Genomic DNA, 20,671 nt, shown 5'->3' with positions numbered 1-20,671 from the left:
CCGGGAATACTGTCAGTGCGTTAGGGCATGATGGAGGCATGCAGTCGCAGGGGACCGCCGGCACATCCGGCGGCACATCTTCGGTGGACACCATGGGCCAGTTCAGCCGGCCCACCCGCGAGTGGTTCCTTGGTGCCTTCGCCGAGCCGACGCCCGCCCAGCAGGGCGCCTGGAAAGCCATCTCCTCGGGTTCGCACGCCCTGGTTGTTGCCCCCACCGGCTCCGGAAAGACGCTCGCCGCCTTCCTGTGGGCGCTGGACCGGCTGCTGGTTTCCGGAGCGGCGGTGGCCGCCGAATTGCCCGGGCTCGAGGCTTCTTCCGAGGGCAAACGGCCCAGGGCCAAACGGCCGAAGCGGAAAACCCGCGTACTGTACATTTCGCCGCTCAAGGCGCTTGGCGTCGACGTCGAACGCAACCTCCGCTCACCCCTCATCGGCATTACGCAGACAGCCAAGCGCCTGGACCTCCCTGCGCCGCTCATCACCGTGGGCGTCAGGTCCGGGGACACCCCCGCATCCGACCGGCGGGCCCTGCTCAGCAACCCGCCGGACATCCTCATCACCACCCCGGAATCACTGTTCCTCATGCTTACCTCCAAGGCCCGGGAAACGCTCAGCGAGGTGGACACCATCATCGTGGACGAGGTCCATGCCGTGGCCGGCACCAAGCGGGGCGCCCACCTCGCGGTGTCGCTGGAGCGGCTTGATGCACTGCTGCCCACGCCGGCCCAGCGGATTGGACTCTCCGCCACAGTAGAGCCACGGGAGCTCGTGGCGCAGTTCCTGGCCGGCTCCGCCCCGGTGGAGATCGTGGCACCCCCTTCCCGCAAGAACTGGGACCTCACAGTGTCAGTCCCGGTGGAGGACATGTCTGACCTCCAGGGCGCCGCCGGCGCCTTCGACTCCGGCCCTGCCTCGGGGCTGCAGCCCCAGGCCTCCATCTGGCCGCACGTGGAGGAGAAAATCGTGGACCTGGTGCTGGCCAACCAGTCCACCATTGTTTTTGCCAACTCGCGGCGGCTCGCGGAGCGGCTGACCGCACGGCTGAATGAGATCCACGCCGAACGGCAGCTCCTGGCCGTCGGGGGCGGCGGCTGGGAGGACCCGGTGCCGGCACTGTCCGGGGGCGTCCCGACGTCCACGGGCACGCCGGCACACATGATGGCCCAGGCCGGGAGCACCGCAGGCGCCGAGCCGCTGCTCGCCAGGGCCCACCACGGCTCCGTGTCAAAGGACCAGCGGGCACTGATCGAGGACGATCTGAAGTCCGGACGGCTGCGCTGCGTCGTGGCCACGTCATCGCTGGAACTCGGCATCGACATGGGCGCCGTTGACCTCGTGGTCCAGGTGGAATCGCCACCCTCGGTGGCCAGCGGGCTGCAGCGCGTGGGCCGCGCCGGGCACCAGGTGGGCGAAGTCTCGCAGGGCGTCCTGTTTCCGAAGCACCGGGCGGACCTCGTCCATACGGCCATCACCGTGGAGCGGATGCTCGGCGGAAAAATCGAGCGGCTCAGCGTTCCGGCCAATCCGCTGGACATCCTGGCCCAGCAGACGGTTGCGGCCACCGCGCTTGGCAGCATCGACGTCGAGGAGTGGTTCGCCACCGTACGGCGTTCGGCGCCGTTCGCCACTCTCCCCCGCTCCGCCTTCGAGGCCACCTTGGACCTCCTGGCAGGCCGTTATCCCTCCGATGAATTCGCCGAACTTCGTCCGCGGATTATCTGGGACCGGAACGCCGGGACCATCGAGGGCAGGCCCGGAGCACAGCGGCTTGCCGTCACGTCCGGCGGGACCATCCCGGACAGGGGCCTGTTTGGCGTGTACATCATCGGCACCGAGTCGGAGGGTGCGGCCTCACCCGCCGGACCAGGCGCGGATGGCAGAGCGTCCGGCACACCGTCCCCGGCCAAGGGCGGGCGGCGCGTTGGCGAACTCGACGAGGAGATGGTCTACGAGTCCCGGGTCGGCGACATCTTCGCCCTCGGTGCCACGAGCTGGAAGATCGAGGACATCACCCACGACCGCGTGCTTGTCTCCCCCGCTTTCGGCCAGCCGGGGAAGCTCCCGTTCTGGAAAGGGGACTCCCTGGGCCGGCCGGTCGACCTGGGCCGCGCCCTCGGCGCGTTCGTCCGGGAACTGTCAGCGTCCGACGTCGGCCCTGCCACCGACCGCTGCAAGGCCAGCGGCCTCGACGACTTCGCCGCCAACAACCTGCTGCAGTACCTCAGCGAGCAGAAGCTGGCCACCGAAGTGGTGCCCAGTGACACCACCCTCGTGGTGGAACGCTTCCACGATGAACTCGGCGACTGGCGTGTCATTCTCCACAGCCCCTTCGGGATGCCCGTGCATGCGCCGTGGGCACTGGCCGTGGGCCAGCGGCTTCACCAGCGCTACGGCCTGGACGGCTCCGCCATGGCCGCGGACGACGGCATCGTGCTGCGCGTTCCGATGATGGAGGACGAACCGCCCGGGGCCGAACTGTTCCTGTTCGACCCGGAGGAGCTCGAACAGATCGTGACGGCCGAAGTGGGCGGCAGCGCCCTGTTCGCCTCCCGCTTCCGCGAATGTGCAGCCCGCGCCCTGCTGCTGCCGCGACAGACTCCGGGCAAGCGGCAGCCGCTGTGGCAGCAGCGCCAGCGGTCCGCCCAGTTGCTCGACGTCGCCCGGAAATACCCGACCTTCCCGATCGTGCTGGAAACTGTCCGCGAATGCCTTCAGGATGTCTACGATCTGCCGGCCCTGAAAGAAATCGCCGCGTCCGTGGAACGCCGTGAGCTCAGGATCGTGCAGACCACCACCCAGCAGCCTTCGCCGTTCGCCAAGTCGTTGTTGTTCGGGTACGTGGCACAGTTCCTTTACGAAGGCGACTCCCCTCTGGCCGAGCGCCGGGCCGCCGCGCTGGCGCTCGATTCCACCCTGCTCAACGAACTGCTGGGCCGCGTAGAACTGCGGGAACTGCTGGATGCCAGGGTCATTGAGGGCACGGAGCTGGAACTGCAGCGCCTGGCCGCCGACCGGAAAGTCCGCGGACTCGAAGGCGTCGCCGACCTCCTGCGGCTGCTCGGTCCGCTGTCGCCGGAAGAGGTGGCGGCCAGGCTGGCTCCGCCGGTTGAGCCCGTCGAAACCGCGCCGGTTGGGCCCGTCGAAACCCAGGTCGCCAGCCCGCTGGTTGAGCCCGTCGAAACCCAGGTCGCCAGCCCGCTGGTTGAGCCCGTCGAAACCGCGCTGGTTGAGCCTGTCGAAACCTCGCTGGTTGAGCCCGTCGAAACCTCGCTGGTTGAGCCCGTCGAAACCCGGGCCACCGAGCCTCCTCTGACGGACGCCGTCGCGCACCTCGCCGCCCTCCAGCGCGCGAACCGCGCCATCAAGGTGAGCATCGGCGGCACCGAGAGATTTGCCGCGGTGGAAGATGCAGCCCGGCTGCGGGACGCCATCGGGGTCCCCCTGCCGATGGGCGTGCCCCTTGCCTTCATTGAGCCGGTGGCGGATCCCTTGGGCGACCTCGTCTCACGCTACGCGCGCACGCACGGTCCGTTTACCGCTGCGGAGGCCGCTGCAAGGCTGGGACTTGGTGTCGCCGTCGTCGGCACGGCACTGAAGAGGCTCGCCGCCGACGGCCGCGTGGTGGAGGGCGAGTTCCGGCCCCACGTCGAGCAGGTTGCGAGCCTGACCACAGGCCCCGTAACCCAAGGTCAAAGCGCCGGCCCTGCCCAGGCTCCTGATGCTGCGATCGCGGCCGAGGTCGAGCCCCCGGCGGAGCCGTCCCCTGCCGAGGACGCTGCCGCACCGGCAATCATCATTGGCCCGGCCGGCAGCGAATGGTGCGACGCCGAGGTACTCCGCAAGCTCCGCCGCCGTTCCCTCGCCGCGCTGCGCGCCGAGGTGGAGCCGGTGGACGCCACTGCGTACGGGCGGTTCCTGCCCGCCTGGCAAAACGTCCGCGCCCCCGGGGCCGGCCGCGGCCAGCCCGCCCTGCGCGGCCTGGACGGCATCGTCACGGCCATCGATCAGCTGTCCGGCGTGCCCATTCCGGCGTCGGCCTGGGAACCCCTGGTGCTGGCCAGCCGGGTATCCAACTACCAGCCAGCCATGCTGGACGAGCTCATGGCCGCGGGCGAGGTCCTCTGGTCCGGTGCCGGCTCCCTCCCCGGCAATGACGGCTGGGTCAGCCTGCATCTGGCCGACTCCGCGGAACTGACGCTGAATCCGGCGATCGACTTTGAGCCCGGCGACGCCCAGCAGCGGCTGCTGGACCATTTGCAGACCAACGGCGGCGGCTATTTCTTCCGCCAGCTGACGGACATTGCCGGCGGAATGGATGCAGTTCTCAGCGACCAGGACGTCGTCTCCGCGCTGTGGGACCTTGCATGGGCCGGCAGGGTCACCGGCGACACGTTCGCGCCCGTACGGTCACTCATCGCCGGCGGGCACACTGCCCACCGCCAGGTAGCCAGGGCACCCCGATCACGGGCTCCGCGGATGAGCCGGCTGGGACGGTCACACGGCACGGGACTGCTGGGCTCTCCTGGGCTGGCCGGCGGACGGTACGGCTCAGTCACCGGTTCGGCTCCTACTCCGCCGCTGGCAGCCGGGCGGTGGTCTGCTCTGCCGTCCCCGGAGCTCGATCCCACGATCCACGCGCGCGCCATCGCGGAGCTGCTTTTGGACAGGTACGGCGTGGTCACCCGCGGCTCGGTCATGGCGGAGAACATCCTGGGCGGATTCGGACTCATGTACAAGGTGCTGGCCAGGCTCGAGGAAGCCGGACGCTGCCGGCGCGGCTACTTCATCGAACACCTCGGCGCGGCCCAGTTCGCCGTGCCGGCCACGGTGGACCGCCTGCGCTCATACTCCGAGGACACACAGCTGGCCAAGCCGGAGCCGGTGGCCTTGGCCCTGGCCGCCACTGACCCTGCCAACCCGTACGGTGCCGCACTGTCCTGGCCGGCCCTGAGCGTGGAAGCGGGCAGCGGGCACCGTCCGGGCCGCAAGGCGGGGGCCCTTGTCGTCCTGGTGGACGGCGCCCTGTCACTTTACGTCGAACGCGGCGGCAAGACACTCCTCGTCTTCACCGAAGACGAACCCGTCCTTGCCGCGGCCGGCGCGGCCCTCGTCGACGTCGTGAAGCGCGGAGCCGTGGACAAGCTTGTTATGGAAAAGGTCAACGGCCACGGCATCCTGGACACGCCGGCCGCAGTGGCGCTGACGGCGGCCGGCGCCTACTCCACCCCGAAAGGACTGAGGATCCGTGCCTGAGGGCGATTCCGTGTGGCGGGCCGCCAACCAGCTGCACGGCGCCCTGGCCGGCCAGAAACTCATCGCCTCGGACTTCCGCGTGCCGCGCTTCGCCACGCTGAACCTTCAGGGCTGGACCATGGAAGAAGTGGTGCCGCGGGGCAAGCACCTGCTCATGCGCCTGGTCAGTCCGGCCGAGGAACGGCTGACCATCCATTCGCACCTCAAGATGGAGGGCAGCTGGCAGGTCTACCCGCCCGGCGGCCGGTGGCGGAAACCGGGATTCACCGCCCGGTGCGTGCTCCGCACTCCCGCGGCAGACGCCGTCGGCTTCTCCCTCGGACTGCTTGAGGTCATCCGGACGTCCGAGGAGGACAGGGCCGTGGGGCATCTGGGGCCGGACCTGCTGGGCCCTGGCTGGGATCCGGCCGAGGCGGAGCGGCGCGTGGCTTCAGCGCCCGAGGTGCCGATCGGCGTCGCCCTCCTGGACCAGCGCAACCTTGCCGGCATCGGCAACATCTATCGCTGCGAGGTGTGCTTCCTCGCAGGAATCCACCCGGCCTCGCCAGTCGCGGCCGCGGCGGATCTGCCCGCCATGTTCGCAGATGCGAAGCAGCTTCTCGAGGCCAACCTCGGCCCGGGCCGCCGGACTACCGTGCTCAACGCGCGCGGGACGCCGGTGGGCCGGGCTGCGGGCCGTCCGGGGTACTGGGTCTACCGGCGTGAACACCAGCCGTGCCTTCGCTGCCGGACTCCAATCCGCCACGGGGTATTGGGCAAGAGCGTGCCGCGCGGCGGTGCGCCCGGGTCAGCCACGCCCGCATCCACCGCGTCGAAGTCGGGCGCTCCGCGTTTGGCGCCGGACCTGGTGACCGAGGAGCGCGACATCTACTTCTGCCCCAAGTGCCAGCCCCTGCTTGGAACCGGCGGGGCCTGACAGGACGCGCAGACCGCGAGGGGTACACGGAAACGGCGTGACGACGCGTGCATTCGCGCGTCGCCACGCCATTTGCTTGTCACGGCGGGCCATCCGCCTCGTCAGGACGCGGCCACCGGCGCTTCGGCCTCTTCCACGCGGCCGGCAGCGTCCCCGCGGGCACCGCGCCCCGTCCCGGCGGCGGGGACCATGAAGCGCGGCAACAGAACCTGGACCAACGGCCCGATGGCCAGGGCGTACACCACGGTACCCACACCCACGGAGCCGCCAAGCAGCCAACCCGTGCCCAGGACCACCACTTCGATGAGGGTCCGGGACATCCGGACGGACCATCCGGTGCGCCGGGCCAGGCCGGTCATCAGTCCGTCGCGGGCTCCCGGACCGAACCGTGCACCGATGTAGCAGGCGGACGCGATCCCATTGAGCACCACGGCCCCGCCGAGCATGGCAATCTGGCCGCCGAGATGGGAAAACACCGGGATCAGCGCCAATCCAACGTCGGCGAACACGCCCACAAGCACCGCGTTGCAGAGTGTGCCGAATCCGGGCCACTGCCTCAGCGGGATCCAGAGCAGCAGCACCAGGAAACTGACGATGATCACCACCAGGCCAATACTCAGCCCGGTCCTGCCGGCAATTCCCTGGTGAAACACGTCCCACGGATCAAGGCCAAGTCCGGCGCGGATGAACAACGCCAAGGAAAGGCCGTACATGGCAAGGCCGGTGAAGAGTTGGAGGAGTCTGCGAGTCATCATTGAACCATCCTGACCGCAACTGGCATTGATTTCCATAGCCAGTCTGAGATACTGGCCTTATGTCCGGATCCCTCAGCCCCACGGCCCTCGCGCGCCTTCTGGGCCAGTGGCACCTCGGTGCCACACCCGCCTACCGCGAGCTGGCCGACGTCGTCCGCCTCCTCGTCCTGGACGGACGCATTCCGCTGGGAACCGCGCTCCCGAGCGAGCGGACGCTGGCCGCGACTCTGGCCGTGAGCCGCACCACCGTGACAGCGGCCTATTCAAGCCTGCGCGAGCAGGGCTTTCTCAGCAGCGGCCAGGGCACCCGCGGACGCACCTGCCTGCCCAGCAGCTCGGACCGTGCTCCCGGGACCGAAGCAGCAGCCCGCGCGGGACTGTCGGGCGCGCCGGGACTCGCAGTCCCCGACGGTGTCATCGACCTGGCCTACGCCTCCCTCCCGGCCAGCGGCGAAGTAGTGCACCGGGCGTTTGCTGCCGCCCTGACCGAGCTGCCGGCACTGCTGCCTGGTTTCGGCTATGACGCACTGGGCGTCCCCGCGCTCCGGGAGGCAATCGCCGGCCGGTACACCGCCGTCGGGGTATCCACCACGCCCGCCCAGATCCTGGTGACGTCCGGTGCGCAACATGCGCTGAACATCGTGCTGCGTGCCATTGTGGGCAGGCAGGACAAGGTGCTGGTGGAGCACCCCACCTATCCGAACGCCCTCGATGCCATCCGGGCAACGGGCTGCCGGATGGTTCCGGTGGCCCTGCGTCCCACACCTGAAATGGGGTGGGACCTGGACGCCGTGGAGGCAGCGCTGATGCAGCAGCGCCCCAGACTGGCCTACATGGTCCCCGACTTCCACAACCCCACCGGCCGGCTCATGTCCGACGCCCAGCGCCGCCGGCTGGTCCGCGCCGCCACCGCGTCCGGCACGGTCCTGGTGGCGGATGAAACCCTCCGTGAGTTGAACCTCGACGGCGGGACCGCGGCGCCGCTCGCTTCCTTCAGCCCCGCGGTGGTTTCCATCGGATCACTGAGCAAGTCTCACTGGGCAGGATTGCGTACCGGCTGGATCCGCGCGTCAGAAAGCCTGATCCAGCGCTTCGCCGCCGCCCGGACCACCATGGACCTGGGCGGACCGGTGGTGGAGCAGCTGGCGGCCGCCCATCTGGTGCGCACCCTCACAGAGCCCCTGCCGGCCCGGCTGGACGCGATGAGGGAAAGCCGCGCCGCGCTGCTGGATCTGCTGCGGGCGCACCTGCCGCAGTGGCAGCCTGAACGGCCCTCCGGCGGCCTGGCCGTCTGGTGCCGGCTGCCCGCCGCCAGCAGCACGGCACTGACCGTTATCGCGCCCGAGTTCGGCATCCGGCTCGCGGCCGGCCCGCGCTTCGGCGTGGGCGGCGTCTTTGAGAACCATCTCCGCGTGCCGTTCACCCTGCCGCCGGACAAGCTCGAAACGGCCGTCCTGGCTTTACGCTCCGCCCAAGAGCGGCTGGACGCGGCCCCGCAGCTGCGCAGAACACTCAAGGACTCCCCGGCCGCAGCCATCGCGTGATACCCAATGGCTTGCTGACGCTCTCTCACCTCCTGCACGATCCGGGCCGACGCTCTCTCACCTCACGCACGATCCGGGCCGACGCTCTCTCACCTCACGCACGATCCGGGCCGACGCTCTCTCACCTCACGCACGATCCGGGCCGACGCTCTCTCACCTCACGCACGAAACCGGAACGCTCCCTCACCGCGTGAGAGAGCGTTTCGGTTTCAGCGACAGGAGGTGAGAGAGCGTTCCGGTTTAAGCCGCAGGAAGTGAGAGGGCGTCCCAGACCGTTTTCGGGTCCTGAGGCTGCTAGGCGTAGACCCTGGCCAGGAAGCCGCCCCAGGCTGCGGCCGTGGCCTCGGAATCGCCGCTGCCGCTGAAGTCGTGCACAGTCATGCCAACCGGCGCGCCGAAGGAGTTGCGGCCGAAGAACCGGTACAGGGCGTTCCCGGTACGCAGGCCGAGGAAGTGCTCATTGGAGAAGTCCACTTCCCCCGACAACCGCCCCACGCCGTCGAGCTCTGTCTCCACCGCATCGCCCGCGGACGAGCCTTCCACACGGAGCGCTTTCTTCAGCTGCATAAAGCCGTCCGGCGTCTGCGAGGACGCGGGCGCCTGCACGTCCGTAAACACCACCGGCCTGCCGTCGAAGTGCCTGAGGTACTGCCCCAGGGTGTGCAGGTAGAACTCGGTGTGCTTGCTGGCGCCGTCATACTGTTCATCCCAGTTGTCCACGAAGATGCCGCTGTGGACATAGTGGAGTTTGGTGCGACCGCCGTCGAGCGGTTCCAGCACGTGCTCCAGCTGGTTGAACCAGCCGTCCGGCCCGACCATGCGCGTCACGAGGTGGCCGGGGTATTCGTCGACCGTGCGGACAGCGGGCCACTGGTCCGTGGGGAACATCCACGCCGGGGTGTCCTTGGTGACGGCCTCCCAGACACGCTCCGGAGTGCCAGGCAGTTCGGTGTCGAAAACAATCTCGAATTCGCGGTCGTCAGTCATTGTCCTGCTCCTTAGCTGGTGATGTTGCGGTTATGCCTGTGGTGGTGGCCGGGCTGGGCTCCGCCAATGTTGGTTCGGCCGGCTTGAGCGTCGGATGGAGCGCGACGACGAGCCGGTGCTTTCGTCCGCCCCCGCCCGAGGCCGCACTGCGTGCGCCGGCGGCAGCACCGCCGTCGTGATACTTGTCCACGAGCCGTGTGACAGCGACACCGAGCTCTTCGGCGAAGGCCGCACGCTCCGCGGCGGAACGGAACGTGATCTCGCCGTCGATCGCGAACGTGGCGAGCTTTTGCCTGGCCGCGGCAGCACCGGCGATAAGCTTGCCGACTTCCTGGACCATGCGGCCGGCGAGCGCCAGCAGCCAAAAGGCCGAGAAGCGGTCCGAGAACCTGTGCGGGTCCGGCGCCACGGAGGCCAGCGCCGCCGGTGAGATCAGGTACGATGCGGCCGTGGCCTGCAGCACCCGCTCGGTGACATTGCCCTTGCGGCGCTCCTCCACGAGCTCCACCAGGCCGTGCCGCTCGAGAGCCTTGAGGTGGTAGTTCACCTTCTGCCGCGGCAGCCCCACCTTGCCTGCAAGCTGCGTGGCGGACCCCGGCTCTGCGAGCTCACAGAGGATGCGCGTGCGGATGGGATCCAGCGAAGCCTCGGCCGCTGAGGGATCCTCAATCACTTCGATATCCAACATGCCTCCAGTCTGCCCACCGACAACTTTATTTGTCAAGAACTTTTTTCTCGTCGGTAGCTCGCGGTTACTCGATGTGCGCAACATCCAGCAGTGCAGGAACCGTCGAAACGGCGCCCAGGGCACGGCACGTAGAATGGACCGGTGATGCAATCCCCCCTTCCCGTGCGCGACGGCGTGAACGCGACCCGCCTCCGCCTGCCGGACGAAGGGCCGTGGACCACCGCGATGGACTACATGATGCACCGCTGGGGGCACATCGATCCGCAGGGCATCGAGGACAGGTTCGCGGCCGGCGAGATCGTGGGCGAAGGCGGCGTCCCCCTGGACCGGCGCACCAGGCTAGAGGACCACACTTTCATCTGGTACTACCGCACGCTTCCGACGGAAACACGCTTGCCAGTCGAGCTGAGCATCCTCCACCAGAATGAACATCTCCTGGTGGTGGACAAGCCGCACTTCCTGCCCACCACGCCCGGCGGCACCTACATCCAGGAGTCGGCGCTGGTGCGGCTGCGGAACCAGCTGAACCTTCCGGACCTGATCCCCATGCACCGGCTGGACCGCATGACAGCCGGCATCCTGCTCCTCTCGACCAACCCGGAGACCCGCGGCAGGTATCAGGTTCTCTTCGAAAAGCGCCAGGTGCAGAAGGAGTACGAGTGCGTGGCCGCCGCGAAGCCGTCGGCAGGGCACGCCGCCGTCGAGTTCCCGGCCGTTGTCCGGAACCGGATGACCAAGTCCCGCAGCTACCTGCTCGCCGAGGTCATCGACGGCGAACCCAACGCCGAGACCCGGATTGACCTGCTGAGGACGTTCGACGCCGGAACTCCCGACGGCGGTCATCCCGCCGCTGCCTCCCCCGCCGCCGGCAGGCACGGCGGCACAGCTGCCCACCACAACCCCGCACGGCGCCGCGGACTTTATCGGCTGGAGCCGCACTCGGGCAAGACGCACCAGCTGCGGGTGCATATGGCCTCGCTGGGCCTGGGCATCCTGCACGATGCGTTTTATCCGGAGCTGCTGGACAAAGCCCCCGACGACTACACGAAGCCCCTCCAGCTCCTCGCCCGGGGCATCCGCTTCGTTGACCCGATCACCGGGAAGCCCGTGGAGTACCGCAGCAGGCTCGAGCTGAGCGAAGCCCGTTAACCGTCCGGCCCGTAACCGTCCGGCCTGGTGTGCTGGCCCCGGTTGGCGTTACGCCGGGCCGGAGCCGCCACTGCTCTCGTCGAGAGCTGCCCGGAAAATTTCCGCCGTCTCATCGCCGAAGAGCACGAATTCCACGAGCTCCACCCTCGGCACCCCGGCTTCGACTGGGCGGCTGGTGTAGGCGCGGACCGCCTCGAATCCCACCTGCGCAACCTTGCGGGCATCCCAGCCGTAAACGCCTGCACCGACGGCAGGAAACGCCAGGGACCGGACGCCGAGCTCCTCCGCAATCCGCAGGCTTTCGGTAAAGCAGGAGGCAAGCAGCGCCGGATTGGTCTGCCCGGCATGGCGGTTCGGGCCAACGGTGTGGATGACCCACCGGGCCTGCAGCCGGAATCCGGGAGTGGCCACGGCCGCACCGACCGCCAGTCCGTGCTGCAGCTCCGCAGCCCGCAGCAGGCGGCAGGCCTCCAGCAGTTCCGGCCCGGCTGCACGGTGAATCGCGCCGTCCACACCGCCGCCGCCCAGAAGCGAGGAATTGGCCGCGTTCACAATGGCTTCCACTTGCCGCGCGGTGATGTCGCCCTGAACAATGTCAATCCGCATGCAGCCAGTGTGACACTGCAGCGGGCAGTGGCGAAGAGCGGTGGCGAAGGGCAGTGGCGAAGGGCAGTGGCGAAGAGCCGCGCGCCAAGGTCGTGAAGCGGGCGCGGCCATGGACACCGGCAGGGCTTGACGTGCCGGAGTCCGGCCCTTCTACTGAATGCGGGACCCTGCAACAACGGAGCCTTGACGATGCCCGATCCAGCCGCGCCTGAATCCACCGGGGATGACCGCCGGGACGCCATCCGGGCGGAGATGCGGGAGCTCATGACCCGTGCGCACGTTCCCGGGATGTCGCTCGCGGTAGTCTCCCGGAGCGGCCTGGTGCATACGGACGCACTCGGATTCGCCGATCTTGGCCGCGGCACGCCGGCTACGGCCGATACCGCGTATCTCTGGTTTTCCATGACCAAGCCGGTGACCGCAACCGCAGCGTTGAAGCTCGCAGACGAGGGGCGGCTGGACCTCGACGCTCCCGTCAGCGAGTACGTCGACCTTGTCCGGGCACCGGGTGACCGGCAGCCCACGGTTCAGCACCTCCTCACGCATTCGTCGGGCTTGGGCAACCCGCTGCCGCTCAAATGGATCCATCGGGCCGGGGAGCCCGGCCCGGACCAAGGGGAAATGCTCCGGAGAATCCTGGGGATGCGTCGACCGTTCAGGTATCCCGTGGGCAAGGCCGGCAGATATTCGAACGTCGGGTATCTGGTGGTGGCGGAAATCATCCGGCGGGTCACCGGTGAGCCCTTTGACAGCTACGTCCGGCGGTCAGTCCTGGACCCGCTGGGAATGGCCGCCACCGGGTTTGCCTATGCACCCGGGCGGCCCGCGGCCACGGGCTACGTGAGGGTTCCGCGGACCGCCACCCCGCTTCTTTCCGCGGTCCTTCCGGAAGGCATTGCCGGGCCGCGGCAGGGTTCCCAGACCGCGCTGAATCCCTTCCTGGTGGACGGCGCCGGCTATGGGGGCCTGGTGGGACCTGTGACCGATGCCGCCGCGTTCGTCCAGCTTCACCTCAACGACGGCATGCACGGTCAGCACCGGATTCTCCGGGAGGCCACCGCACAAACGATGCGCAGGCTCACCGTCCAGGGCAACCGTTTCCGGCACGGCCAGGGCTGGTTCCGGAAACCCGCAACCGGCAGCGGTGCGAACTACGTCGAACACTTCGGCACGGGCATCGGGTTCTGGAATGTCATGCGCCTCTACCCCGGCCGGAACCTCGGCGCGGTGATCATGACCAACGGCACGTCCGGCTACAACTACAACGCTCTTTTCAAGCGCATCCTCGTCACTCCGTGGGCCTGACGCGCAAGTCCTGACGCGCAAGTGCGGTACCTTGTGCCAATGGACTTCGGCAACGCGGACACCTGGGGAGCCGCGATCTACTTCTGGATCATTCCGGCGGTACTCGGCGACGCCATCTTCCCGCCAATCCCGTCCGAGATGGTCCTGATCACCGGCGGCGCACTCTCCGCCGAGGGCCGCGCCAACCTGTTCGTGATCGGCCTGCTGGCTGCTGCAGCCTCCTGGGTGGGCGACGTGGTGGTGTTCCAGCTCTTCAAACGCCGGCTGAGCCATGTCCTGGACCACTGGCGGTGGGGCCGGAAAATACACCACGGCATCCACGAAGCCATTGCCAAAGCGGGCCGATCCTCGACGTACGGCACCATCATCGGTGCCCGGTTCATTCCCGGCGGACGGCTCGCGACGTCCGCTGCCGCCGGGATCGCAGACGTCTCGACGCGCGGCTTCAGCCTCTGCGCCGGGCTGGGCGCGGTGCTCTGGGCCACCTGGCTCGTGGGACTCGGCTACTTCACCGGTTCCACCACTGGGCTTCCCTTCTGGGCAAGTTCGCTCATCGGGGTGGCCGCAGGCCTGGTGATCGGCGCCGTCGTCGGGATTATCGCCACCCGGCGCCGCGGCAGCCGGTCCCCGGTGGACGAACCGGGCGGTCCGGCAGAGCCTGCCCCCTAAACGGCAGGGGCCGCTACGGTCAGACGGGCGCCCACCGGCCGCGGCTGCGGCGGAGCACCGAAAGCGAGCCAGTCACCGCAACGCGTTCGACGGCGTCGCGCATCATTGCTGCCGATTCCAGCGCCTGGCTGTTCTCACCGCTGTATTCGGTGGCCTCCACGAGGAAGCGAAGGTTCAGTTGCGGCACGCCGCCCGCGAGGTCAAGCTGATTCGATTCCACGTGATGGCGGGTGCCCAGGGCCTCCACAGCGGCGGCCATGACGGCCTCGGGAGGGTTGCCCGGCTTCAGCCCGGTGATCTTGAGTCTGGTCTGGAACGACGGCATGGGATCCACCCTAGCGTCAGCGCGAACTGGCAGGTAACTCCCGTGGACACCTGCCGGGGGCTGGCGCCGCCGCCCGCTAGCTGCGTTGGCCGGCGTCACCGTTCCTGACGGGACTCGCCCACCGCTCCTCGATGTGGCCGAAGCGCCAGACTCCCAGCGCAAGGATCCAGGTCGAGACGAACAAAGCGACGACCGTGTATCCCACCGAGTTGAGGTCGAGCCCGCCGATGGCAGCCAGCGGCCCCGAACTTATCCCGGCCTTTTCCACGAAGATGGAAATGAGTTCGATGGAGCCGATGCCCAGTGCGACGGCGACGGAAAGTCCCGTGATGACGATGTTGTAATAGATCCTGCGGACGGGCCTGGACAGCGCCCAGCCATAGGCGAAGTTCATGAAGCAGCCGTCGATGGAGTCCAGCAGGCTCATGCCGGCGGCAAACAGCACGGGCAGCGTCAGAATCGCATACCAGGGAAGGGTGGAGGCCGCCGCTCCGCCGGCGAGAATCAGGAGGCTGACCTCTGTGGCGGTGTCGAACCCCAACCCGAACAGCAGCCCCACTCCGTACACCTGCCAGGAGCGCGTAATCAACCGTGTCGCCCGGCCAAATACCCGGATTAACAGGCCGCCGCCGGACACCTCCTGCGCTTCGGTTTCACCGTCTTCGCCGTGGCGCATGCGCCGGACGGACTTAAGGATGCCCAGCAGGACACCGAGGTTCAGGATGCCAATGCAATAAAGGAACAGGCCCGAGACGGTGGTGCCGATCAGTCCAAGTGCCGAGTGGATTTCGGTGGCTTCGGCCGCGCTCCGGTCCGTCAGGCTGCGGATGCCCGCCGCGAGCAGGGCGCACATGCCGAACACCACGCTCGAGTGCCCTAGGGAAAACCAGAATCCGACAGACATCCTGCGCCTGCCCTCGCCGCAGAGCTTGCGGGTGATGTTGTCGATCGCCGCAATGTGGTCAGCGTCGAAAGCGTGGCGCAGGCCGAGGGTGTAGGCCGCAACTCCGAGGCCAATGCCGAACGCCCCGGCGGATCCAGACTGGACGTTTTCCGGCGCCGCCACACCCGCCAGCACGCCCCAGCCCAGGATGTGCAGCAGCACGACGAACGCCGTCATGCCGCCGATCGACGCCCACTCCCGGCCCGTCAGGTCGCGGCGGCCGCCGCGTCTGCGGGCCGAGCGCGCAGCCACCGTTTGCTTCATGGTTCGAGCCTCGGGTTCCACATGCGATGCAGACTGCTGGGATGACTTCGCTATGTAGCGGAAGTATACGCCGGAGTCATTTTGGATGGTTGCGCTTTATCCGCGGCGAGCCTATCTTGGCAGGAAGGAGTGCCGCCATGCACGAACTCTCTATCACGCAGAGCCTTGTTGACACCGTTCTGGACCGCACCGGGGAACGGACAGTAACCGGCGTCAACCTTCGAATTGGACCTTTGTCCGGCGTGCTTCCGGACGCCATGCGGTTCTGCTTTGACATTGTTTCCGCCGGCACGCCCCTGGCCGGCGCCCGGCTCCAGATCGATGAACCTCAGGGCCTGGCCCGCTGCCGGACCTGCGCCCAAAAATTCGAACTTGCCGACCTGATCCTGCTTTGCCCCTGCGGAAGTGCGGACGTCGAAGTTCTCAGTGGCCGCGAACTCATGGTGCTGTCTGTGGAGGTGGCGTAATAGATGTGTACAACATGCGGCTGCGGCGATGAGGCGAACACCAGGGTCTCAACCCTCGAGGAACCCCACCACACCCACGGGCATGAGCATCCGCATCAGCACGGGCACAGCCACGAGCACGAACGCGAGCACGAGCACGAGCACGAGCATGAGCATGGCCACGAGCACGAACACCCCGGCCATCAGCATGCCCTCTGCCACCCTGAGACCATCTCACTCGAACAGAACCTGCTGGCCAAGAATGACCTGCTGGCGGCAAGGAATCGCGGCTGGCTTGCCGGCCGCGGAATCCGGGCCTTCAACGTCATGAGTTCGCCCGGCGCCGGCAAGACAACGCTCCTGGTCCGCACGCTCACGGACCTGGGCGAGCACTTGCAGGCCGGCGTCATTGAAGGGGACCAGGAAACGTCCCTGGATGCTGACCGGATCCGCGCAGTGGGCCGTCCGGTCATCCAGATCAACACCGGGGCCGGCTGCCATCTCGATGCCGACATGCTCCGGCGCGGACTGGACGCCCTGGACCCGGAAACCGGCTCCACAGTCTTTATTGAAAACGTGGGCAACCTCGTTTGCCCAGCTCTTTTCGACCTTGGCGAAACTGCCAAGGTCGTGGTCGTTTCGGTAACGGAAGGTGATGACAAACCGCAGAAATACCCGCACATGTTCATGGCAGCCGACCTCGTGATCGTCAACAAGTCGGACCTGCTCCCCTATGTCGATTTCGACGTCGACGAGTGCCTGCGCCGCATCCGGCAGGTCAACCCGCGGGCCGAATTCCTGACCGTCTCGGCCGCCACCGGCGAAGGCCTGGCTGCCTGGTACGGCTGGTTGGACGGTTCGACATCCCGGTCAGACCCCTTGACTGAATCTCTGACAGACGCACATTGAGCCCTCACGGGCCACCGAAAGAGGCACCGATGCCTACCGAAGCATCCATCAAGGCCGAAGAAGCCCTTATTCACGTGCTGTGGATCAACGCCGGACTTAGCTGCGACGGCGATTCAGTTGCCTTGACGGCGGCCACACAGCCCAGCGTCGAAGAGATCGCCCTCGGCGCCCTGCCCGGTCTGCCGCGGATTGCCATGCACTGGCCCCTGATCGACTTCGAGTGCGGACCCCAGGAAGGAGCCGACGACTTCCTGGAGTGGTTCCGCAAGGCGGACCGTGGGGAACTGGAACCGTTCGTCCTGGTGGTCGAGGGGTCCATCCCCAACGAAAAACTCCACGACCCCGGCGGCTACTGGTGCGGGTTCGGCAACGATCTCGAGACGGGCCAGCCCATCACCACGAGCGAATGGCTGGACCGCCTGGCGCCGAAAGCCACCGCAATCATTGCGGCCGGCACGTGCGCCACGTACGGCGGGATCCACGCGATGGCGGGGAACCCAACAGGCGCCATGGGAGTCCCGGACTACCTCGGCTATGACTGGAGATCGAAGGCAGGCATCCCGATTGTCTGCGTCCCGGGCTGCCCGATCCAGCCGGACAATCTCTCCGAGACCATGACTTACCTGCTGTACCAGGCCACTGGCCAGGCACCGATGATTCCGCTGGACGACGCGCTCCGGCCCACCTGGCTGTTCGGCAAGACAGTCCACGAGGGCTGCGACCGTGCCGGGTACTACGAGCAGGGCGACTTCGCCACCGAATACGGCTCCCCCAAGTGCATCGTCAAACTCGGCTGCTGGGGCCCGGTGGTCAAGTGCAACGTACCGAAGCGGGGCTGGATGAACGGCATCGGCGGCTGCCCGAACGTCGGCGGCATCTGCATCGGCTGCACTATGCCCGGCTTCCCGGACAAGTTCATGCCCTTCATGGACGAGCCTCCGGGCGGAAAACTCTCCACCAACACCATCCGGCCTTACGGATCCGCCATCCGGGCGTTGCGCGGCATCACCACCCACACCCTGGACCAGGAGCCGAAATGGCGCCGGCCCGGACGCGAGCTCCTTACCGGCGCGCAGCGCACCTGGTAACCACCCACTTCCAGACAGGCGAGAAAAATGACCTCCACGATTCCAATGCCTTCCCGGAGCGGCGCGGACAACAACAACAACCTGGTGGAGATGGCCTGGGACCCGATCACGAGGATCGTCGGCAGCCTCGGCATCTACACCAAGATCGATTTCGCGAACAACCAGGTGGTGGAGTGCAAGAGCACGTCCTCGATCTTCCGGGGCTACTCCATCTTCATGAAGGGCAAGGACCCCCGGGACGCCCATTTCATCACCAGCCGCATCTGCGGAATTTGCGGGGACAACCACGCCACCTGTTCCTGCTATGCGCAGAACATGGCGTACGGGGTGAAGCCGCCAAACCTGGGTGAGTGGATAGTGAACCTGGGCGAAGCGGCTGAGTACATGTTCGACCACAACATCTTCCAGGAAAACCTGGTGGGCGTGGACTACTGCGAAAAGATGGTGTCCGAGACCAACCCCGGCGTCCTGGCCAAGGCGGAAAACACCCGGGCACCGCACGAGGGCGAGCACGGCTACCGGACCATCGCCGACATCATGCGCTCGCTGAACCCCTTCACCGGCGAGTTCTACCGGGAGGCGCTGCAGGTCAGCCGGGCAACCCGCGAAATGTTCTGCCTCATGGAGGGGCGCCACGTGCACCCTTCCACGCTCTACCCGGGCGGCGTGGGTACAGTTGCCACCATCCAGCTGATGACGGACTACATCACGCGGCTCATGCGGTACGTGGAGTTCATGAAGAAAGTCGTCCCCATGCATGACGACCTTTTCGACTTCTTCTACGAGGCGCTGCCGGGGTACGAACAGGTGGGGCTGCGGCGCACGCTGCTGGGCTGCTGGGGCTCGCTCCAGGACCCCGACTACTGCAATTTCGAGTACAAGGACATGACCGAATGGGGCCGGAAGATGTTCGTCACCCCGGGCGTCGTGGTGGACGGCAACCTGGTCACCACGGACCTGGTGCGGATCAACCTGGGCATCCGGATCATGCTTGGCTCCTCCTACTACGAGGACTGGGAAGACCAGGAGATGTTCGTGACCCACGATCCACTGGGCAACCCGGTGGACCGGCGGCATCCCTGGAACCAGCACACCAATCCGCGGCCGCAGAAGCGGGACCTCGCGGAAAAGTACAGCTGGGTCATGTCCCCGCGCTGGTTTGACGGCCAGAACAACCTGGCGCTGGACACCGGCGGCGGGCCGCTGGCGCGCCTCTGGGCAACGGCGCTGGCCGGGCTGGTGGACATCGGCTACATCAAGTCCACCGGCACGAGCGTCCAGATCAACCTGCCCAAGACCGCGCTGAAGGGTCCTGTTTCCTTCGAGTGGAACATCCCGCAGTGGAGCAACACGCTGGAGCGCAACCGGGCCCGCACCTACTTCCAGGCGTATGCCGCCGCAGCCGCGCTGCACTTCGCGGAAAAGGCACTGGAGGAAATCCGCGCCGGCCACACCAAGACCTGGGAAACCTTCGAGGTCCCGGACGAAGCAATCAGCTGCGGCTTCACCGAGGCTGTGCGCGGCGTCCTGTCGCACCACATGGTGATCCGCGACGGCAAGATCGCCAACTACCATCCCTACCCGCCCACGCCGTGGAACGCCAGCCCCACAGACTCGGCGGGCGTGGCCGGCCCATACGAGGATGCCGTGCAGGGTCAGCCGATCTTCGAGGAGAACGACCGGGAACACTTCAAAGGCATCGACATCATGCGCACCGTCCGCAGCTTTGACCCGTGCCTCCCCTGCGGCGTCCACATGTATCTGGGCAACGGCCAAACACTTGAGACGATGCACTCACCCACCCAGACCCTGACCGGCGAGTAACGGCCATGCACGGCGGGGACCGGCCGCGGCAGACGGGCGACCGGATCGGCACCCTCCTCGACGCCCTCGGCGCCGGCGGCGCAGTTGCCCGCGAGCGCGCCGAGGACCTGGTCCGCGAGGTGACGGACCTGTACGGCTCGGGTCTGGAACGGATGCTGGAAATCCTCGACGAACGCGGAAAACTCGACGACGGCACCCTCGCGGCGCTGACATCCGACGACCTCGTGTCCAGCCTGCTGGTGATCCACGGGCTGCATCCGCAGTCCATGGAAGCCCGTGTAGCCGCGGCGCTGGACAGCGTCCGGCCGTATCTTGGGTCCCATGGCGGTGACGTCGAACTGATGGATATCAGCCCGGAGGGCGTGGTGCGGCTGAAGCTGCTCGGCACCTGCCAGGGCTGCCCGTCGTCGTCCGTCACGCTCAAGTTCGCCGTCGAGGAGGCGATTGAATCCGCCGCGCCGGAGGTGACGGCCATCGAGGTCGTCGAGCAGGAGAAGCAGGCTGCCACGCCTGCGTTGATCCCGGTGGATGCGCTGCTGGTGCGGATGAACCATCCCGCGGAGGCAACAGCCGGGCATGGCTGGCGGGACCTTCCCGGCGGTTCCTGGGAACCTGTCCCCGAGATCGCCGGGCTGGAACCCGGCGACGTTGCGGGCTTCCTCGTCGGCGGCTACCCGGTGCTGGCCTGCCGGACCGGCCAGGACGTGTACGCCTACCGCGACTATTGCCCGCGCTGCACCGGTTCGATGGCGGGAGCGGCGCTGCAGCGTGCCCTCGCGGCGCCAGTTGGCGGAGGTTTGCTGCGCTGCCCGACCTGCCGCGGCCATTTCGATGTCAGGCAGGCCGGTGCGTGCCTCGAGGACAGGAACCTGCACCTGGAGCCGTTGCCCCTGCTGGTCCGGGGCGGCGTGATGTCCGTCGCCGTACCGGCCACTTCCGGACCCGCCACCTCCGGGCAGGGCGCCGCCGAACCCGTCGCCTCCGGGCAGGGCGGCTGA

General features: G+C 67.5%; 17 protein-coding genes. 11 read left to right on the top strand and 6 right to left on the bottom strand.

Annotated elements, in window-relative coordinates:
- The first annotated feature begins 38 nt into the window (after window positions 1-38).
- Both LQ144_RS11220 and LQ144_RS11215 read left to right on the top strand, forming a co-directional pair.
- Window positions 39-5,255 carry a DEAD/DEAH box helicase gene (locus LQ144_RS11220; RefSeq protein WP_230118786.1) on the top strand — a complete coding sequence of 1,739 codons (5,217 nt, stop codon included), beginning with the start codon at window positions 39-41 and terminating at the stop codon, window positions 5,253-5,255.
- Window positions 5,248-6,171 (top strand): DNA-formamidopyrimidine glycosylase family protein, encoded by a 924-nt coding sequence (locus LQ144_RS11215; protein WP_230118785.1) that lies wholly within the window; start codon window positions 5,248-5,250, stop codon window positions 6,169-6,171. Before LQ144_RS11220 ends, LQ144_RS11215 begins: the two co-directional genes overlap by 8 nt.
- Window positions 6,172-6,272: 101 nt before the next feature.
- On the opposite strand, the gene LQ144_RS11210 is transcribed toward LQ144_RS11215, so the two are convergent.
- Window positions 6,273-6,926 (bottom strand): hypothetical protein, encoded by a 654-nt coding sequence (locus LQ144_RS11210; protein ID WP_230118784.1) that lies wholly within the window; start codon window positions 6,924-6,926, stop codon window positions 6,273-6,275.
- A gap of 59 nt (window positions 6,927-6,985) precedes the next feature.
- Here LQ144_RS11210 and LQ144_RS11205 point away from each other — a divergent pair, with 59 nt between their 5' ends.
- A complete protein-coding gene (locus LQ144_RS11205) occupies window positions 6,986-8,470 on the top strand; it encodes a PLP-dependent aminotransferase family protein (protein WP_230118783.1) in 1,485 nt (494 codons plus the stop codon).
- 294 nt (window positions 8,471-8,764) lie between these two features.
- On the opposite strand, the gene LQ144_RS11200 is transcribed toward LQ144_RS11205, so the two are convergent.
- Window positions 8,765-9,457, bottom strand: coding sequence for an SRPBCC domain-containing protein (locus LQ144_RS11200; protein WP_230118782.1), 693 nt, complete (start codon window positions 9,455-9,457; stop codon window positions 8,765-8,767).
- A complete protein-coding gene (locus LQ144_RS11195) occupies window positions 9,450-10,145 on the bottom strand; it encodes a winged helix-turn-helix domain-containing protein (protein WP_230118781.1) in 696 nt (231 codons plus the stop codon). The genes LQ144_RS11200 and LQ144_RS11195 overlap by 8 nt, the downstream gene beginning before the upstream one ends.
- 144 nt (window positions 10,146-10,289) lie before the next feature.
- Between LQ144_RS11195 and LQ144_RS11190 the strand changes: the two genes are divergently transcribed.
- Complete coding sequence (locus tag LQ144_RS11190) at window positions 10,290-11,294, top strand: RluA family pseudouridine synthase (protein ID WP_230118829.1); 1,005 nt, start codon at window positions 10,290-10,292, stop codon at window positions 11,292-11,294.
- Between the two features lie 48 nt (window positions 11,295-11,342).
- Here the strand turns inward: LQ144_RS11190 and LQ144_RS11185 are convergent, their stop codons facing one another.
- Complete coding sequence (locus LQ144_RS11185) at window positions 11,343-11,900, bottom strand: O-acetyl-ADP-ribose deacetylase (RefSeq protein WP_230118780.1); 558 nt, start codon at window positions 11,898-11,900, stop codon at window positions 11,343-11,345.
- Window positions 11,901-12,089: 189 nt separating this feature from the next.
- Between LQ144_RS11185 and LQ144_RS11180 the strand changes: the two genes are divergently transcribed.
- Both LQ144_RS11180 and LQ144_RS11175 read left to right on the top strand, forming a co-directional pair.
- Window positions 12,090-13,205, top strand: a complete 1,116-nt coding sequence (locus tag LQ144_RS11180) for a serine hydrolase domain-containing protein (protein WP_230118779.1) — start codon at window positions 12,090-12,092, stop codon at window positions 13,203-13,205.
- A 39-nt stretch (window positions 13,206-13,244) separates the two neighbouring features.
- The gene (locus LQ144_RS11175) at window positions 13,245-13,874 is read left to right on the top strand and encodes a DedA family protein (RefSeq protein ID WP_230118778.1); all 630 of its coding nucleotides are present in this window, start codon (window positions 13,245-13,247) and stop codon (window positions 13,872-13,874) included.
- Between the two features lie 19 nt (window positions 13,875-13,893).
- Here LQ144_RS11175 and LQ144_RS11170 read toward each other — a convergent pair whose 3' ends face one another.
- A complete protein-coding gene (locus tag LQ144_RS11170) occupies window positions 13,894-14,199 on the bottom strand; it encodes a hypothetical protein (protein ID WP_230118777.1) in 306 nt (101 codons plus the stop codon).
- Between the two features lie 76 nt (window positions 14,200-14,275).
- Window positions 14,276-15,406 (bottom strand): HoxN/HupN/NixA family nickel/cobalt transporter, encoded by a 1,131-nt coding sequence (locus LQ144_RS11165; RefSeq protein ID WP_230118776.1) that lies wholly within the window; start codon window positions 15,404-15,406, stop codon window positions 14,276-14,278.
- Between the two features lie 137 nt (window positions 15,407-15,543).
- On the opposite strand from LQ144_RS11165, the gene LQ144_RS11160 reads away from it, so the two are divergent.
- The 5 genes from LQ144_RS11160 to LQ144_RS11140 are packed head-to-tail and all read left to right on the top strand — an operon-like array spanning window position 15,544 to window position 20,671.
- Complete coding sequence (locus LQ144_RS11160; protein ID WP_230118775.1) at window positions 15,544-15,873, top strand: hydrogenase maturation nickel metallochaperone HypA; 330 nt, start codon at window positions 15,544-15,546, stop codon at window positions 15,871-15,873.
- Between the two features lie 3 nt (window positions 15,874-15,876).
- Window positions 15,877-16,761 (top strand): hydrogenase nickel incorporation protein HypB, encoded by an 885-nt coding sequence (hypB, locus tag LQ144_RS11155; RefSeq protein WP_230118774.1) that lies wholly within the window; start codon window positions 15,877-15,879, stop codon window positions 16,759-16,761.
- 29 nt (window positions 16,762-16,790) lie between these two features.
- The gene (locus LQ144_RS11150) at window positions 16,791-17,849 is read left to right on the top strand and encodes a hydrogenase expression protein HypE (protein WP_230118773.1); all 1,059 of its coding nucleotides are present in this window, start codon (window positions 16,791-16,793) and stop codon (window positions 17,847-17,849) included.
- Window positions 17,850-17,876: 27 nt separating this feature from the next.
- On the top strand, window positions 17,877-19,673 hold the full coding sequence (locus LQ144_RS11145; RefSeq protein WP_230118772.1) for a nickel-dependent hydrogenase large subunit: 1,797 nt from the start codon (window positions 17,877-17,879) through the stop codon (window positions 19,671-19,673).
- Window positions 19,674-19,678: 5 nt separating this feature from the next.
- On the top strand, window positions 19,679-20,671 hold the full coding sequence (locus LQ144_RS11140) for a NifU family protein (protein ID WP_230118771.1): 993 nt from the start codon (window positions 19,679-19,681) through the stop codon (window positions 20,669-20,671).

Source organism: Arthrobacter sp. Bi83, from assembly GCF_918698095.1.
Classification (GTDB): domain Bacteria; phylum Actinomycetota; class Actinomycetes; order Actinomycetales; family Micrococcaceae; genus Arthrobacter.
Note: the sequence above shows the minus strand (reverse complement) of the source record. Positions and strands in the feature narration are given on the sequence as shown.

Coding starts and splice junctions, on each gene's coding strand:
- LQ144_RS11220 (WP_230118786.1), top strand. CDS start 39: ATGCAGTCGCAGGGGACCGCCGGCACATCCGGCGGCACATCTTCGGTG.
- LQ144_RS11210 (WP_230118784.1), bottom strand. CDS start 6,926: ATGATGACTCGCAGACTCCTCCAACTCTTCACCGGCCTTGCCATGTAC.
- LQ144_RS11205 (WP_230118783.1), top strand. CDS start 6,986: ATGTCCGGATCCCTCAGCCCCACGGCCCTCGCGCGCCTTCTGGGCCAG.
- LQ144_RS11200 (WP_230118782.1), bottom strand. CDS start 9,457: ATGACTGACGACCGCGAATTCGAGATTGTTTTCGACACCGAACTGCCT.
- LQ144_RS11195 (WP_230118781.1), bottom strand. CDS start 10,145: ATGTTGGATATCGAAGTGATTGAGGATCCCTCAGCGGCCGAGGCTTCG.
- LQ144_RS11190 (WP_230118829.1), top strand. CDS start 10,290: ATGCAATCCCCCCTTCCCGTGCGCGACGGCGTGAACGCGACCCGCCTC.
- LQ144_RS11185 (WP_230118780.1), bottom strand. CDS start 11,900: ATGCGGATTGACATTGTTCAGGGCGACATCACCGCGCGGCAAGTGGAA.
- LQ144_RS11180 (WP_230118779.1), top strand. CDS start 12,090: ATGCCCGATCCAGCCGCGCCTGAATCCACCGGGGATGACCGCCGGGAC.
- LQ144_RS11175 (WP_230118778.1), top strand. CDS start 13,245: ATGGACTTCGGCAACGCGGACACCTGGGGAGCCGCGATCTACTTCTGG.
- LQ144_RS11170 (WP_230118777.1), bottom strand. CDS start 14,199: ATGCCGTCGTTCCAGACCAGACTCAAGATCACCGGGCTGAAGCCGGGC.
- LQ144_RS11165 (WP_230118776.1), bottom strand. CDS start 15,406: ATGAAGCAAACGGTGGCTGCGCGCTCGGCCCGCAGACGCGGCGGCCGC.
- LQ144_RS11160 (WP_230118775.1), top strand. CDS start 15,544: ATGCACGAACTCTCTATCACGCAGAGCCTTGTTGACACCGTTCTGGAC.
- hypB (WP_230118774.1), top strand. CDS start 15,877: ATGTGTACAACATGCGGCTGCGGCGATGAGGCGAACACCAGGGTCTCA.
- LQ144_RS11150 (WP_230118773.1), top strand. CDS start 16,791: ATGCCTACCGAAGCATCCATCAAGGCCGAAGAAGCCCTTATTCACGTG.
- LQ144_RS11145 (WP_230118772.1), top strand. CDS start 17,877: ATGACCTCCACGATTCCAATGCCTTCCCGGAGCGGCGCGGACAACAAC.
- LQ144_RS11140 (WP_230118771.1), top strand. CDS start 19,679: ATGCACGGCGGGGACCGGCCGCGGCAGACGGGCGACCGGATCGGCACC.